Below are 13968 nucleotides of genomic sequence, written 5' to 3' on the forward strand. Positions count from 1 at the left end.
TTATTTCGGTGTCGACCGGAAGATTGGACCCCGGTCGATCACCTGCTGCAGCATGCCGTTGGCGACATATTCCGGAACGGCATCCGGGTTTGCTTCCGGGCGACTCTGCTGTCCGGGATAGCCGATCAGGTCCCGCACATGCGGGGTCATATAGTAGCCGGCGGAAGCCACAAGGCCGATCGCGGAGAGCGCATCGGCATCGGTGCGGTTCAGCTCGTTGGCGACCTCCGATGCGTCGCGTCCGCCAGCCTTCGAAAGGCCGCGCAGGAAATTCTCGCGCAGGTCGGGCCGCAGCTCCAGAATGCGGTCAAGCATGTCGCCTTGCACGTTCATCTCGCTGGCCGCGGGCATGCCTTCGGCATTGGGAATAAGCACATCGGCAATGGCTGCGAATGTCTCGCGAATGTTGGCGTCCAACTGGCTCATGCCGCCACCTGCTGATCACGACGGTTGGCGATGAGGTGCTTGACCGAACGCAGCGCCACGGCCGCGATCGTGCCCGTCGGATTGAAGCCGGAGGAGGTCACGAAGACGCTGCCGTCATAGACGAACAGGTTCGGCACGTCGTGCGAGCGGCCGTGCTGGTCGACGACCGAGCGCTCGGGATCGTTGCCCATGCGGCAGGTGCCCATGAGGTGCCAGCCGCAGTCGCGCATCAGAGGCGTGGTGGAAATGTCCACCGCGCCAGCGGCGAGCATGGCTTCCTTGGCCCGTTCTAGATGGAAGTCGATCATCTTCTTGGTGTTGTCGGAGTTCTTGTAGATGATTTTCGGCGCGGCAATGCCGTCGCTGTCCTTCAACACCGGATCGAGCACAACGGCGTTCGTCTCGTCAGGCAGATCCTCGGCGATGATGCCCCATTCGAAGGCGCGGCCGAAGACCTTGCGGGTGTTGCGGTGCAGATTGGCGCCCCAGGCCTCGTCGAGCGGCTTGCCACCATAGGCGGCGCGCATGCCGAGCGGGCCACCCGAGGGCATGACCTGCCATTTGGCGCCACGCACGAAGCCGCGCGACTTGTCGGTTTCGTAGAACTGCATCGACTGGATCGTCTGGCCGGCCGGTCCGAGCCAGCTCTCCAGCGGTTCGTCGAAATAGCCCGTTACAGCGGCATAGGGGTGCATCATCAGGTTCTTGCCGACCAGTCCGGAGGAGTTGGCGAGCCCATTGGGAAAACGGCCGGAGGTCGACAGTTGCAGCAGGCGCGGTGTGCCGACACCGTTGGCGCAGACGATGACGGTCTGCGCCTTTTGATGCCGCTCACGGCCCTGGCGATCGATATAGGTGGCACCGTTGGCACGGTTCTGGGCGTCGAGCGTGATTTCGCGAACACGCGCGCCGGTGATGAGAACGGCCCCGTCGCGAAGCGCGTCGGGCCAATGGGTGTGATCGAAGGAGGCTTTCGCGCGTTCGGGGCAGCCGGTCAGGCACGTGCCCCAGCGGACACATTGGTTGCGCCCGCCATAAGGTTTGGAGGGAATGGAATTGGGTGCCGGCCACCAATGCCAACCGAGCCTGTTCATGCCCTCGGCGGCCTTCATGCCGATCTTGCCGATCGGCAGTGGCGGCAACGGCGATGCTTTCCCCGGCGGATAGGCTGGATCGCCGTTCAGAGCCGACACGCCCATCTCTATGTCCATCTGATCGTAGAACGGCTCGAGATCCTCGTAGGTGAAAGGCCAGTCGTCGGCGACGCCATCCAGCGTCTTGACGCGGAAATCCGACGGCATGAAGCGCTGCCAATGCGCCGCATAGAGAATCGTGCTGCCGCCGACGGCGCTGTACATCAACGGGTTCACGTCCGATTCAGACGTGTCCACGGGATAGTCCTGCTCGAGATCGCGAACGTTGGGGTTGGGATGCCAGCGCTTCTGCGACATCAACTCCCATTCCGGCTTGTTGCCCCAGAATTCGGCATTGTCGACACGCCCGCCCTGCTCGAGGCAGACGACGCTGAAGCCGTTGGCGGCGAGGTGCTTCGCCGCAACCGAACCGGATGCGCCGGCGCCAATGATCAAAACATCCGCGACTTGGGGTGGTCTACCCTGGGGTGCCATGCGGTTCCTCCTCCCAAACATCATGACGGGCGGCCCAGAGAGGACTGCCATATCGTCACCTTTGCACACCAAAAACGTTCTGACAACATTGTCGACATTATAGTTGACATTTTTGGTGGCGCGCGCTGTATGGGTCTCAAGACGGCTGCGGGAGGCGGCATCAATCCGGGGCTCACGGCCCATCGGAGGCGCGCTGACGGCGCGGCTTTAAGGGGAGGATCAATGCATATTGCGGTTGTTCTGCGCATCGTGCCAGACGTAACGGAGGAGATCGAGATCGCCGGCAACGGCATGGAGATCGATCGTGAATGGATCGGCCTCAAGCTCAACGAGTTCGACGATCATGCGCTGGAAGAAGCGGTGCTCCTCAAGGAGTCGACCGGCGCGCGCGTGACGGCCGTTACGCTTGCCGGCGACGGCGCGGAACGCCAGTTGCAGACCGCGATCGCGCGTGGCGCCGATAATGCCATGGTCGTCAATCATGACCAGGAAGGCGCGGTAGGCGCACGCGCCGCCGCGCATCTGCTGGGTTCGGTCATGAAGAATCTTGGTGCCGATCTGGTGCTGACCGGCGTGCAGACGCCCGAGGATGTCTTCGGGCAGTTGGCCCCGTTCCTGGCGGCGGACCTGCAATGGCCGGTGCTGAATGCGATCAACGGCGTGTCCGTTGCGGAGGGCGGGCTCGAGGTGACGCAGGAATACAGCGGCGGCTATTCCTCCCGCCTCGCCGTGAAACTGCCGGCAGTCCTTGGAATCCAGGCCGCGTCGAAGCCGCCGCGTTACGTCTCGGGCAGCAAGCTGCGCCAGGCAAGCACAGCCACGATCGCCTCGGTGGTGTCGACAGTCCCGGACGGTTTCCGAGCTCAGGTCTCGACGCGCCTTGGCGCGTCTCAATCCGGCACCAAGGCCGACATGATCACCGGAAGCGCCGAGCAGATTGCCGCCAAGCTCGTGGATATGCTCGCCGAACGCGGACTGGTCGGAGCCTGAACGATGAAGATACTCGTCTATCTCGATCTTCAGGACGGTGTTCCCACCGCGCTGTCGCGTGAACTTGTGGCCGGCGCGCGCCGGCTCGCCGGGCAGGGCGGCAGCATCGAACTGGCGCTGATTGGCGGCGACGCCGACGCGGCCAGGAACCTGGGCGCCTCCCGCGTCTTCACATCGACCCCTTCGCCCTATGATCCCGTGGCGCATGGCGCCTATCTCCAGGGCATCGTGGCCGACAACGGGTTCGACCTCATTGTCTTCGGTTGCACCACCTCGGGTCTCGACCTTGCGCCTGTCCTTGCGTTCCGCAACGACCTGCCGCTTCTCAGCTACTGCACGGCGGTGCGGATTTCCGGCGGCACGGTGGAGGCGGATAGCCAGATCTATGGGGGCAAACTTGTTTCCACCGCCGAGGCTTCAATGCCTGCCGTGCTCCTCGTGAATGCCGGCACCTTCAGCGAGGAAAACGGCAGCCAGGCCGAAAATGCCGAGATCATTCAGCTTCCCGACAGGCCTCAGTCCTCGGTGCGGCTGCTGTCCGCCAATCGGCCGGATCCGAATGCGGTCGATATCACCAAGGCCAGCCGCTTGCTCTGCGTGGGCCGCGGGATTGGCGAACAGGACGTCATCGAGGAGGCGCGCGAAGTCGCCGATTTGATGGGCGGCGAAATCGTCGGCAGCAGGCCGATCATCGACGCCGGCTGGCTGCCGAAGGAGCGCCAGGTCGGCAAATCGGGCCGCAAAGTCAAGCCGCAGCTGTACCTCGCCCTGGGCGTTTCGGGTGCGCCCGAACATATCGAAGGCATGGGGGGTGCGGGCACGATCGTGGCGATCAACACCGACGCCGGCGCGCCGATCTTCGACCATGCGCATTTCGGTGCGGCTGTCGACGTCGCCGATTTCCTCCCTGCCTTCAAGGAGGCTCTGGCCAGGAAGGTGGGCTGACGTGCTTCAGACGCAGCTTGTTCTGACCGCCCTGGTCGCCGCCACCGTCGCCATATCCGGATATCGGTTCTATAGGATCCTGGCGCCGGTGTTCCGGGGGGCGTCCGTGTACAGGCTCGACCACCCCCGGCAGCGTGCTGCTGGAGCCGCGGCCGATGTTGGCCTGCACAGACGGCTATTCCGGAAACGCTATTCCGGGCTGCTCCATGCGATGCTGTTTTCCGGCTTCGTCGTGCTCTTCACCGCGATCATCCAGAGCTTCGGTTCCGGATTTTTCCCCGGTTTCTCGCTGGCTGCGATCGGCGGCAACACCTGGATCGCGCTGGCGCAGGACATCTTCGCCGTGCTGATCATCGCGGCGCTGGCGCTGGCGGCGTTCCAGCGCGGCTTTCTGCGGCCGGCTCGCTTCAAGGGCTCGAATGCCGTCGATGCCTGGGTGATCTACGGGCTGGTCGGCTGCGTGGTCGGCACGATGTTGCTGGAGAACGCGTTCCATATCGTGGCCGTCGGAACGGCGACTTCCTGGCGCCCAGTCTCCGGCGCCATAGCTTCGTTTCTTGTCGTCCTGGGCATAAGCCCGGCCGTTGCGGCTGGAGGGGCCGAATTCTTCTACTGGGCGCATATATGCGTCGTGCTTGCCTTCCTGATCTACATTCCGGGTTCCAAGCACCGCCATATGTTCCTGGCCATTCCCAACATCTATTTCCGCAACATCGGGCCAAAGGGCCTGCTCACGCCCGCCGGCTCCGAGGCTGCGGGCATTACCGACATCGATCAGTTCCACTGGAAGCACAAGCTCGACCTGGTTTCGTGCACCGAATGCGGCCGGTGCCAGGAGGCGTGCCCGGCCAACGCCGCCGGGCTTCCGCTCAGCCCCAAGAAGCTGATCATGGATCTGCGCGATCATATGATGGACCGCGAGCGTGGCAATTGCCGCGACGTGCCGCTGATCGGCGGGGTGATCAAGGAAGAAACGCTTTGGGCGTGCACGACCTGTCGCGCCTGCCTGGACGTTTGTCCCGTCCATATCGAGCCGATGACCAAGATCATCGAAATGCGTCGCAGCCTGGTTGAGGAAGGCGATGTCGAGCCGATGCTGCAGGATTCGCTGGCGAGCCTGCAGCGCAACGGCAACTCACTGGGCAAGCCGGCGCGCCAGCGCGCCAAATGGACCAGAGACCTGGACTTCAAGATCAAGGACGCGCGCGAGGAGCCTGTCGACATCCTCTGGTTCGTTGGCGATTACGCGTCCTTCGATGCCCGGGTCCAGCGCATCACGCTGAAGGTGGCGCGCGTGCTGCACGAGGCCGGAGTGGACTTTGGTATCCTCTACGACGCCGAACAGAACAGCGGCAATGATGTCCGCCGGGCCGGTGAGGAAGGCGTCTTCGAAGTGCTGGCTCGCCAGAACATCGAAGTGCTCGACGCTTGCCAGTTCAATCGGATCATGACGACCGATCCGCACAGCCTGAACGCGTTGCGGCAAGAATACCGCTTCTTCGACCGCAATTATGAGGTGATCCACTATACGCAGTTGCTGCTGGAGCTTCTGGAGTCGGGCCGGCTAAAGCCTTTGGCCAACGACGGAGGCGTCGTCACCTATCACGATCCCTGCTACCTCGGCCGCTACAATGGCGGTTTCGACGCTCCGCGCGAAATCATCCGCAAAGCGGGCTACGAACTGCATGAAATGGGCCGCTGCCGAGAGAACAGTTTCTGCTGCGGCGCCGGCGGCGGGCGTATCTGGATGGACGACAGCAAATCGGTTGAACGGCCGAGCGAGAACCGCATCAAGGAGGCGCTGGCTCTGGGCGATGCCAGACAGTTTGTCGTGGCCTGCCCGAAGGACACGGTCATGTACACGGCGGCGGTTCAGGCGCTTGGCGTTGGTGATCGCATCACCGTGCGCGACATGATCGATCTCGTGTACCTGTCCTGATCCCGCTGCCGCCCTACCAGGAATTGCCCCAGTTGGGCGGACCCTGTCATCGAGGATAGCTCAGTAGGCGGAAAGCTCTCGCGTAGATGTTTGATCCCGGGCTTTGATGGAGCATCGCTTCCGCGGCGCGCCCGTCCCGCATTTCCATCGCGCTGAAATGGCCGCTGTGGCCGGCGACAATGCTCTCTCGCCGCGTTGGCGGTGAAGTCCGGCGGGATCTAATCAGCCGACTTCCCGATCGTGGCGCTCGCCCTAAAACTTTCTTGCCGGCTATTGGAAGCGGAGCATGAACGGGCCCGCTGCGCTGATGTCGATCGCCGCTGGCTTTCTGCCCCGCGTGCTCGGTTACGGGTTTCGCCCAATCCACTTTGCAATGCCTATCTCATGCCCGCGCCAGCTATGGATGCGCCAACGGTCCGCATCATCGGCGATGCATCCGGGCGCATGGAAATTTCCTTGCTCAGCAGAAATGCAACCCGGCCGTATTGAGATAGACGGCATAAAGCGAACTGTCGGCAGTGATGAACAGGCGATTTCGATGAGGTCCGCCAAAGCACACGTTGGCAACGGTCTCCGGGACAAGAATCTTGCCAAGAAGCGTACCGTCCGACGCAAAGCAATGCACGCCATCGCCAGCAGACACCCATAGGTTGCCGTCAACATCGATACGAAACCCATCAGGGATGCCGGGATCGATCTCGGCAAAGACGCTGCCGCCCGAAAGGCGGCCGTGTTCGTCCACATCGAAGCGGCGGATATGGTGCGGCTTATCCCAGCCATGGGAACGGCCGCTGTCGGCGACATAGAGCTGTGTCTCATCCGGGGAAAAGGCAAGGCCGTTCGGCTTGTCGAAGTCGCCGGCAACTACCGATAGCGTACCTGACTTGGGGTCAAGGCGGTAGACGTTCCAAGCTCCGATCTCACTGGGCGCCTTGTAGCCCTCATAGTTGCTCAGGATACCGTAGGGCGGATCGCTAAACCAGACAGTATCGTCAGATCTGACCACCACATCGTTGGGCGAATTGAGACGCTTGCCCTCGAACCGATCGGCCAGGACGGTGATACTGCCATCATATTCAGTACGCGTGACGCGCCGTTCCCCATGTTCGCAGCTGACGAGGCGTCCCCGCCGGTCGCGCGTATTGCCGTTGGAAAAATTCGAAGGATAGCGGAAAGTGGAAACATCACCCGTCACTTCATCCCACTTCAGCATCCTGTTGTTGGGAATGTCGCTGAAGAGCAGAAAGCGCCCATCGGCGAAATACACGGGCCCTTCGGCCCAGCGCATTCCAGTGTGAAGTTTTTCGAGTTTGCACAACGGGATAATGAAATCGTGGAAGCGACGATCAAGAACCTCGTAGTATGTCATCTTCAGGTGCCTTGCTTGCTGGGTTGCCTTGCCGATCGGCCGGTTCCTTCGGGCTTGCACATGACCCGACCGAGCGTTTCAACGTCGCGCAAACGCCTGCGCAGCTCGCGCTCGGCCCCGTCGGCATTATGGGCAATGAAGGCCTGATAGCCGCGGACGTCGCATCCCATCGCAGGGCTAAGTGCCTCGGGTTGCTGAAGAGATGTATGACGCCTCATTGACAGGTCCGCCAACAGCTTCAGATGTCCTTGTTCTTGGCGCTGAGACCGTGAATCAGCAGCATGACAAGGATGATCGCGCCGAAGATCATCTCGCGCGCGGCAGCGGGCATCTGCATCACCGAAAGGATCGACGACAGAAGCGTGATGAAGATCGCGCCGGCGAAGGTGCCGACATAGTTCCCCCGACCGCCTTGAATGGAGGTTCCTCCGACCACCACAGCCGAGATGACCGGCATGAGATAGGGGTCGCCCATGCCCTGATAGGCCTGGTTGGTGTAGCCCAGCAGCAGGATAGCGCCGAAACTGGAAAACGCTCCGGCAAGGACGAAGGTTGCCACTGTCACCAGGCGGACCCGCGCCCCGGCAAGGAACACCGCACGTCGCGAATTACCCAGTGCATAGAGGTAGTTGCCATAGACGGTACGCCGGAGCACCCAGACTGTGATCACGGCAACTCCCAGCCATACGAGAAAGGCGTTGGGGATGCCGAAGGTCCGACCGATCGCCGCCTGTGTCGCCAGCCAGGGGACCTCACCGTTGGGACGGCTGTTGCCGGTGTAGAAAACCGTGGCGCCAAGCAGCATGGCGTTCACCGCCAGCGTCCAGACCATCGCGGGTACGCGAAAGATAGCGACACCGATGGCGTTCAAGAGCCCAATAACCATGCCAAAGCACAGGCCCAGTGGAATTGCCAGGCCGGCGATCACGGGATTGGAACTGCCAGTGGCCGAGATGACAACAATCGCAGTGCCTGTGATCGTCCAGGGCACTGAAAGGTCGATCTCGCCAAGCAGGATCACAAGCATGGCACCGGTGGCGATGATACCAAGAAAGGCGGCGATCTGAAGCTGTTGCAGAATGTAGCTGGGCTTCAGGAATCCGGGGTACAGTAGCGAACCACCCAAGAGCAGGGCGACGCAGCCCAGCCCAATCAGCAGGACGGACACATGATCCCGGCTTAACCAGCGGCGGGATTTGTGGGGCGTTGCGCGTCGTGCGGTTGCATCAGTCATCAGCGGTACAACTCAAGCCGGCTGCGCACCCGGAAGACGCCGAGCGCGCCCAGTGCGATTGCAGTTGCGAGGATCAATCCCTCGAAGAACGGCTGCGCCAATGGTGGCAGCCCGGAGAAGAACATCAGCGACGAGATTGTCTTGAGGATCAAAGCGCCGATAACGGCACCGATGGGGTTGCCGACGCCACCGCTCAGCGCCACTCCGCCCAACACGATGGCGCCGATCGAATTCAGCGTGTAGGACGGCGCGATATTGGGATCGCCAGTAAGCGTGACCATGCTGACATAGATGCCGGCAAGGGCCGCGATGAAGCCGCTGCTGCCGTAGGCGATGAGCTTGAGCCGGTTTACGCGAAGGCCGGTCATGTAAGCCGACTGTTCAGACGATCCGACAGCATAGAGGCCGAGGCCGAGGGCCGACCGGCGCAGAAAGACCATCAGTGCGACAAGAACGACGACAAGAATCATCGCCGAGACCGGAACGTCCGCAACTGCATAGGTGAGCGCGTCCGACATCGTCTCATCGATGCTGCCTCCGGGCGTAGGCCGCAAAAGCAGAGCGATGCCGCCGAAGATGCCACCCGTCGCAAGGGTGGCGACGATTGGCTGCACCCGGCCATAGACAACCGCGATCCCGTTCACCAGCCCACATGCCACCCCGACGGCCAGCACTGCAATCATCCCAAGGGCGATCGAGGTCGGAGATCCGTTTAGAAGGAACGACGCCACCACGTTGGTCAGTGCAATAATGGATCCTACCGACAGGTCGATTCCCTTGACCAGAACCACAAAGAACTGAGCGATCGCGGCAAGCCCAAGCAGTGCCCCCTGGTTCGACCAGATTGTAACCACATAGGTTGAAAAGCCGCGCGGATGGACGACCATATAGCCGGCGAAAAGCACTATCAGCGCGAGCGCGGCAATCGCTTCCTTGGCATTTTGGCGAAGCCAGGACATCATGCTCGGGCCTCAGCGTGAAGGTGCACGTTCATCGAGGCGGCGATGAGCGCATCGGCGGACAGGGTGTCGCCCTTTAGTTCCCTGGCCACACTGCCCCGGTAGAAGACATAGACCCGATCGCACAAGTGGATAAGTTCCTCATAATCGGTCGATTGCAGGATCACTGCCATTCCCTCGGCCGCCAGGTCAGTGAGCAGCCTGTAGATCTGGGCCTTGGTCGGCAGGTCGATGCCGCGCGTCGGGTCCATCAGCAGCAGACATTTGGGCGACAGCACCAGCCATTTGGCCAGCACCACCTTTTGCTGGTTGCCGCCCGAGAGCGTCGCGACGGGATCATCGAGCGAACCGTAGGTCAATGCCAGCCGTTCGATCAGGCCTTGAAGCCGGGCCTCGTTACCGCCGTTCAGGTCGAGCAGGCCGAAGGGCGCGCGCCCAAGAACTGCCAAGCGCAGGTTCTGCGCTACCGACATGCCGGGGATCAGCCCCTCGGTCTTGCGATCCTCGGGCACGAGCGCCAGACCGACATCGGATTGTTTCACCCTTGGCGGCTGCAAACCATTCAGTCGCTTGCCATTCAACGTGATGCGGCCCGTCACTCCGCGCAGCACACCGAAGACGGCATGCATGATCTGCTGCTGGCCCTGGGCATCCAAACCGCCAAGCCCGACGATTTCGCCGGCGCGAGCGGCGATCGACACGTCGACAAGCTGGTTTTGCCAACTGACGTTGGACACATCCAGAACGATCGGCGCCGTGTCGGGCACAGGCGGGCGGCGCGGCGGAAACAGCTCCTCCAGCGAGCGGCCAATCATCAGGCCGACGATCTCATCGGTCGTGCGTGCGCCAACGTCGAAGGTCTCGATATGCTTGCCGTTGCGGAAGACGGAAATGCGGTCGGCGATGGCCTCGACCTCGTGCATGCGATGCGAGATGAAAAGGATGGCGACGCCCTGCTCCTTCAGCATTCTGAGGACACCGAACACCGTTTCGACGAGTTCGCTGGTCAACGCCGAGGTTGCCTCGTCAAGGATAAGAAGCTTGGGCTTGCGGAACACGGCCTTGGCGATTTCCACAAGCTGGCGTTCGGACAGCGACAGGCCGGAGACTCGGGCGCCGAGCGGGATCGACTTGGCCCCTACCAGATCCAGCGCCGCGCGCGCCTCACGATAAACACCGCGCTGCATCAATCCCATCCGGGTGCGGGGCGCGGCAAGCACGATATTGTCGCCGACCGAAAGGTGCTGCATCAGCGACAGTTCCTGGAACATGCAGACCGTGCCCTGTTCGGCCGCCTCGCGCGGCGAGGAAAATTGCACCGTCTGCCCGCCGATGGAGATCGTTCCCGTATCCGGCTGGATGACACCGGCCAACAATTTCATCAGCGTCGATTTGCCGGCGCCATTTTCGCCGAGAATGGCGTGCACGCGTCCTGGCTCGCAGCGGAAATCCACCATGGTCAAGGCTGGAACGCCACCATAGGATTTCGACACCGATTTCAGTTCAACATAGCGGTCGGCCATGCGCGCTCCCTGCCGTCGACCTGGCCGGCGCAGACGCCGGCCAGGCTCCTGTGTGATTGCCTAGTTGGAGTTATCGGCCGTCTGGCCGTTCAACTCATCGGGCGTGAACACGGGGAAGCACTGCGGAAAACCGGTGGCCGTGTAGAAGGTCTTGGGCAGGTTGGGAAAGAAATCCTTGCCCTCTGTCAGGTCCGCGTTGTCCTTGTGCGGGATTGGCAGGAAAACCTTCTGCGGCAGCGCATTGCCCTCCAGCAGCACGACCGAGGCCTCCAACGCCATGGCGGCCAGCGCCGGCGCCTGAGCGGCGGTAGTCCCCGGATACTTGCCCTTGCTGACCAGCATCCGCGTGCCGTTGCCGGCATCGACGCCGACCGGGACCACGGGGTGCTTGGCCGCGGCCATCGCCTCAAGCGCGCCAACGGAGCCCTCCTGGACAACGATGCCGTCAAAATTGCCGTTGGTGGCGATGGCGTCGGACGTTACCTTCGACGCCTTACCCACGTCCCAGTCGCCTTCGACCTTGACCGTCTTCAGATCGGGGTACTTGGAGAAGACCTCGCTGAAGCCCGCCTGGTTGTCGCGGTCGACGCTGTTGCCGGGGACGCCATCGATTTCCAGAACCTGACCCGAAACATTGCCTTTCTTGGCCTTGATGCCATCGACCACGGCCTGCGCCTTGATCCGGCCCAGCTCGACCTGATCTTCATTGATCTGCACGACCTGGTTGGAGTCGAGGACGTTGTCATAGGTAACCAGCACCACGCCAGCTTGCTTGGCACGCCTCACGACTGCGTCGAAGGCGGTGGGATTGACGGCATTGATGATCACGGCGTCGTAGCCGGCGGCGATGAAATTGTCGATCGCGGAGATCTGCGCCGTGGAATCGTTGCCTACCGATATGATCTTCAGGTCGGACAGCTTGGACTTATTCTCAGGACGCGCGCCCCAGGCTTTTGCGGTCTGGATGGAGTTGGCACGCCAGTCATTGCCGACATAGCCGTTGACCAAGGCAATTTTATAAGGCCCGGACTTCTTCGGATAGGAGATCACCGAAGCACTGTCCGGTGCAGGAGCATAGCAGTCCGGCTTGTAGGTGTCCTGCGCCCGGGCGCTTGTGAGCGTTGCGGTGGATGCTGCAAGGGCGCCCATCATCAGAAGCGTCATATGTCTTTTCATTTCACTTTCCTCCCGTTGTCCGGCGACCACCGCCGGCTTTCAAATTGATGTGAGCTTTCCTCCGCCGCAGTTGCCGTTGCGGAGGCCAAATTCCTGAGATGGGCGCATATGGTCGGATCATCGGTCCTGCTGCCATCAACGCCGGTTCAACGAGACGGCAATGATGATGGCTCCCTTGATGACCTCCCGGATGCTGGTCGAAAGACCCAGCACGAGAAGGCCAAACCCGAGAATGCCTATGAAGATCGCACCGACGACCGAACCGACGATTGATCCATAACCGCCAAAGAGACTTGTCCCGCCTATGATCACGGCCGCGATCACGTCCAGTTCGAGACCTGTTGCCAGGCTGGGATTGCCTGCCGTGGAGCGGGCCGCGAGCATCAGGCCCGCAAGGGATGCGGTCGTGCAGATTGATCACCGGGCGCATACCGGCTTCGCCGGTGACAAACTTCCCGTCAATCAGCATGAGATAGGATTTATTGTCTTGTGCTGCCATGGTTCGATCGCTTTTGCGTGCGTTGCAGGCGTGCCGACGCTAAGGGTTGGATTTCGCCGCAGCCATCTGGACCGCGAACTCGATCGCCTCGATCAGACTGTCCTCATTGGCGATGCCCTTGCCGGCAATGTCGAAGGCCGTGCCGTGGTCGACGGAGGTGCGGATGATCGGAAGGCCGAGCGTGACATTGACACCGGAGAGCGCTTTCCACTCACCGGTCGCGGGATCGACGTTGAAGCCGAGCAGCTTCACCGGGACATGGCCTTGATCGTGATACATCGCGACCACTGCGTCATACTGGCGGGCGCGCAACTTGACGAAAACCGTATCGCCCGGAACGGGCCCAACCACCGTAAAATCCGCAGAGGTGTAGGAGGCCACGATCGGGGCCGTGATGTCGATGTCCTCGCGACCGAAAATGCCGCCCTCACCAGCGTGCGGGTTGAGCGCGGCAATCGCAATGCGGGGATGGGCAATGCCGAGGCCGCGCAACGCCTCGACCGTCAACTGGATGACCCGCCGCAGCCGAGGCTCGGTCAGTTTCGACGGAACCTGGGCCAGCGCTACGTGGGTCGAGACATGGCTGACGCGGAAATCGCCATGGGCAAGCATCATCACGGAATCGCGGGCGCCTGTCAGTTCCGCCAGCATGTCGGTGTGACCGGCATAATGATAGCCGGCCAGATTGAGCGCTTCCTTGTTGAGAGGAGCCGTAACGATACCTGCGATTGAACCGGCCTGCGCCAGGCGTACAGCTTTTTCGATCGCCAGATAGGCGAGGCGCCCGCCTTCAGCCGACATGACGCCTGTCTCAATGGGGGTCCGCTCCGGTCCAGCCTCAAGAATGGCCACGGGCGGAAAGGTCCCCGCTGCCGAAGCTGACGGTTCTTCCAACTCGATATGTCCTGAAATGGACTCCATAGCGCGCATCGCGGTGACGCTGCCGATAATGAGAAGCGACAATGATCCGTCGGCAAGCCGCGGTTTCAGCCTTGCGCATGCTTTTGCAATGATCTCAGGGCCGATGCCCGCAGGATCACCCATTGTGATGCCGAGTCTTGGACCAGACATAAACGCCTCTAATCGGTCAATTGTGGTCATCTTGTAATCCTTTCAACCATCGACGCGCAATAGTTTTCTTTTTCGGTCATCGGTAATCATATGAACGTGAGAGTCGCCTCTTCGCCTGCCTCGTGCGATTCCGAGTTACCTGGCTGCTGAAATATCGTTTGACGCCATTTGACCGGCGGGACGGGCCCGCCGGTGCTTTTGACCGGAGA

At 61.7% G+C, this 13968-nt stretch carries 12 protein-coding genes; 3 read left to right on the top strand and 9 right to left on the bottom strand.

The window, feature by feature from the left end; all coding sequences use genetic code 11:
- Together EB231_RS08060 and EB231_RS08065 are read right to left on the bottom strand one after the other, a co-directional pair.
- Complete coding sequence (locus EB231_RS08060) at positions 1–426, bottom strand: hypothetical protein (RefSeq protein WP_172348346.1); 426 nt, start codon at positions 424–426, stop codon at positions 1–3.
- On the bottom strand, positions 423–2054 hold the full coding sequence (locus tag EB231_RS08065; protein WP_172348347.1) for a GMC family oxidoreductase: 1632 nt from the start codon (positions 2052–2054) through the stop codon (positions 423–425). The genes EB231_RS08060 and EB231_RS08065 overlap by 4 nt, the downstream gene beginning before the upstream one ends.
- 222 nt (positions 2055–2276) lie before the next feature.
- Between EB231_RS08065 and EB231_RS08070 the strand changes: the two genes are divergently transcribed.
- The 3 genes from EB231_RS08070 to EB231_RS08080 are packed head-to-tail and all read left to right on the top strand — an operon-like array spanning position 2277 to position 5928.
- Positions 2277–3044 (top strand): electron transfer flavoprotein subunit beta/FixA family protein, encoded by a 768-nt coding sequence (locus EB231_RS08070; protein WP_172348348.1) that lies wholly within the window; start codon positions 2277–2279, stop codon positions 3042–3044.
- Between the two features lie 3 nt (positions 3045–3047).
- Complete coding sequence (locus EB231_RS08075; RefSeq protein WP_172348349.1) at positions 3048–3989, top strand: electron transfer flavoprotein subunit alpha/FixB family protein; 942 nt, start codon at positions 3048–3050, stop codon at positions 3987–3989.
- A 1-nt stretch (position 3990) separates the two neighbouring features.
- Complete coding sequence (locus EB231_RS08080; protein ID WP_172348350.1) at positions 3991–5928, top strand: (Fe-S)-binding protein; 1938 nt, start codon at positions 3991–3993, stop codon at positions 5926–5928.
- Positions 5929–6388: 460 nt separating this feature from the next.
- Here EB231_RS08080 and EB231_RS08085 read toward each other — a convergent pair whose 3' ends face one another.
- The 7 genes from EB231_RS08085 to pdxA form a co-directional block, all read right to left on the bottom strand.
- A complete protein-coding gene (locus EB231_RS08085; protein ID WP_172348351.1) occupies positions 6389–7297 on the bottom strand; it encodes an SMP-30/gluconolactonase/LRE family protein in 909 nt (302 codons plus the stop codon).
- 238 nt (positions 7298–7535) lie between these two features.
- Positions 7536–8465 carry an ABC transporter permease gene (locus EB231_RS08090; protein WP_246740895.1) on the bottom strand — a complete coding sequence of 310 codons (930 nt, stop codon included), beginning with the start codon at positions 8463–8465 and terminating at the stop codon, positions 7536–7538.
- Positions 8466–8530: 65 nt separating this feature from the next.
- A complete protein-coding gene (locus EB231_RS08095) occupies positions 8531–9493 on the bottom strand; it encodes an ABC transporter permease (protein ID WP_172348353.1) in 963 nt (320 codons plus the stop codon).
- Positions 9490–11013, bottom strand: coding sequence for a sugar ABC transporter ATP-binding protein (locus EB231_RS08100; RefSeq protein WP_172348354.1), 1524 nt, complete (start codon positions 11011–11013; stop codon positions 9490–9492). Before EB231_RS08100 ends, EB231_RS08095 begins: the two co-directional genes overlap by 4 nt.
- A 60-nt stretch (positions 11014–11073) precedes the next feature.
- The gene (locus tag EB231_RS08105) at positions 11074–12189 is read right to left on the bottom strand and encodes a sugar ABC transporter substrate-binding protein (RefSeq protein ID WP_172348355.1); all 1116 of its coding nucleotides are present in this window, start codon (positions 12187–12189) and stop codon (positions 11074–11076) included.
- 135 nt (positions 12190–12324) lie between these two features.
- On the bottom strand, positions 12325–12573 hold the full coding sequence (locus EB231_RS08110) for an ABC transporter permease subunit (protein ID WP_172348356.1): 249 nt from the start codon (positions 12571–12573) through the stop codon (positions 12325–12327).
- A gap of 154 nt (positions 12574–12727) precedes the next feature.
- Positions 12728–13759: a 4-hydroxythreonine-4-phosphate dehydrogenase PdxA gene (gene pdxA, locus EB231_RS08115; protein WP_206681899.1), complete on the bottom strand. Its 1032-nt coding sequence runs from the start codon at positions 13757–13759 to the stop codon at positions 12728–12730.
- Positions 13760–13968 lie beyond the last annotated feature (209 nt).

Source organism: Mesorhizobium sp. NZP2298 (genome assembly GCF_013170825.1).
Classification (GTDB): Bacteria; Pseudomonadota; Alphaproteobacteria; order Rhizobiales; family Rhizobiaceae; genus Mesorhizobium.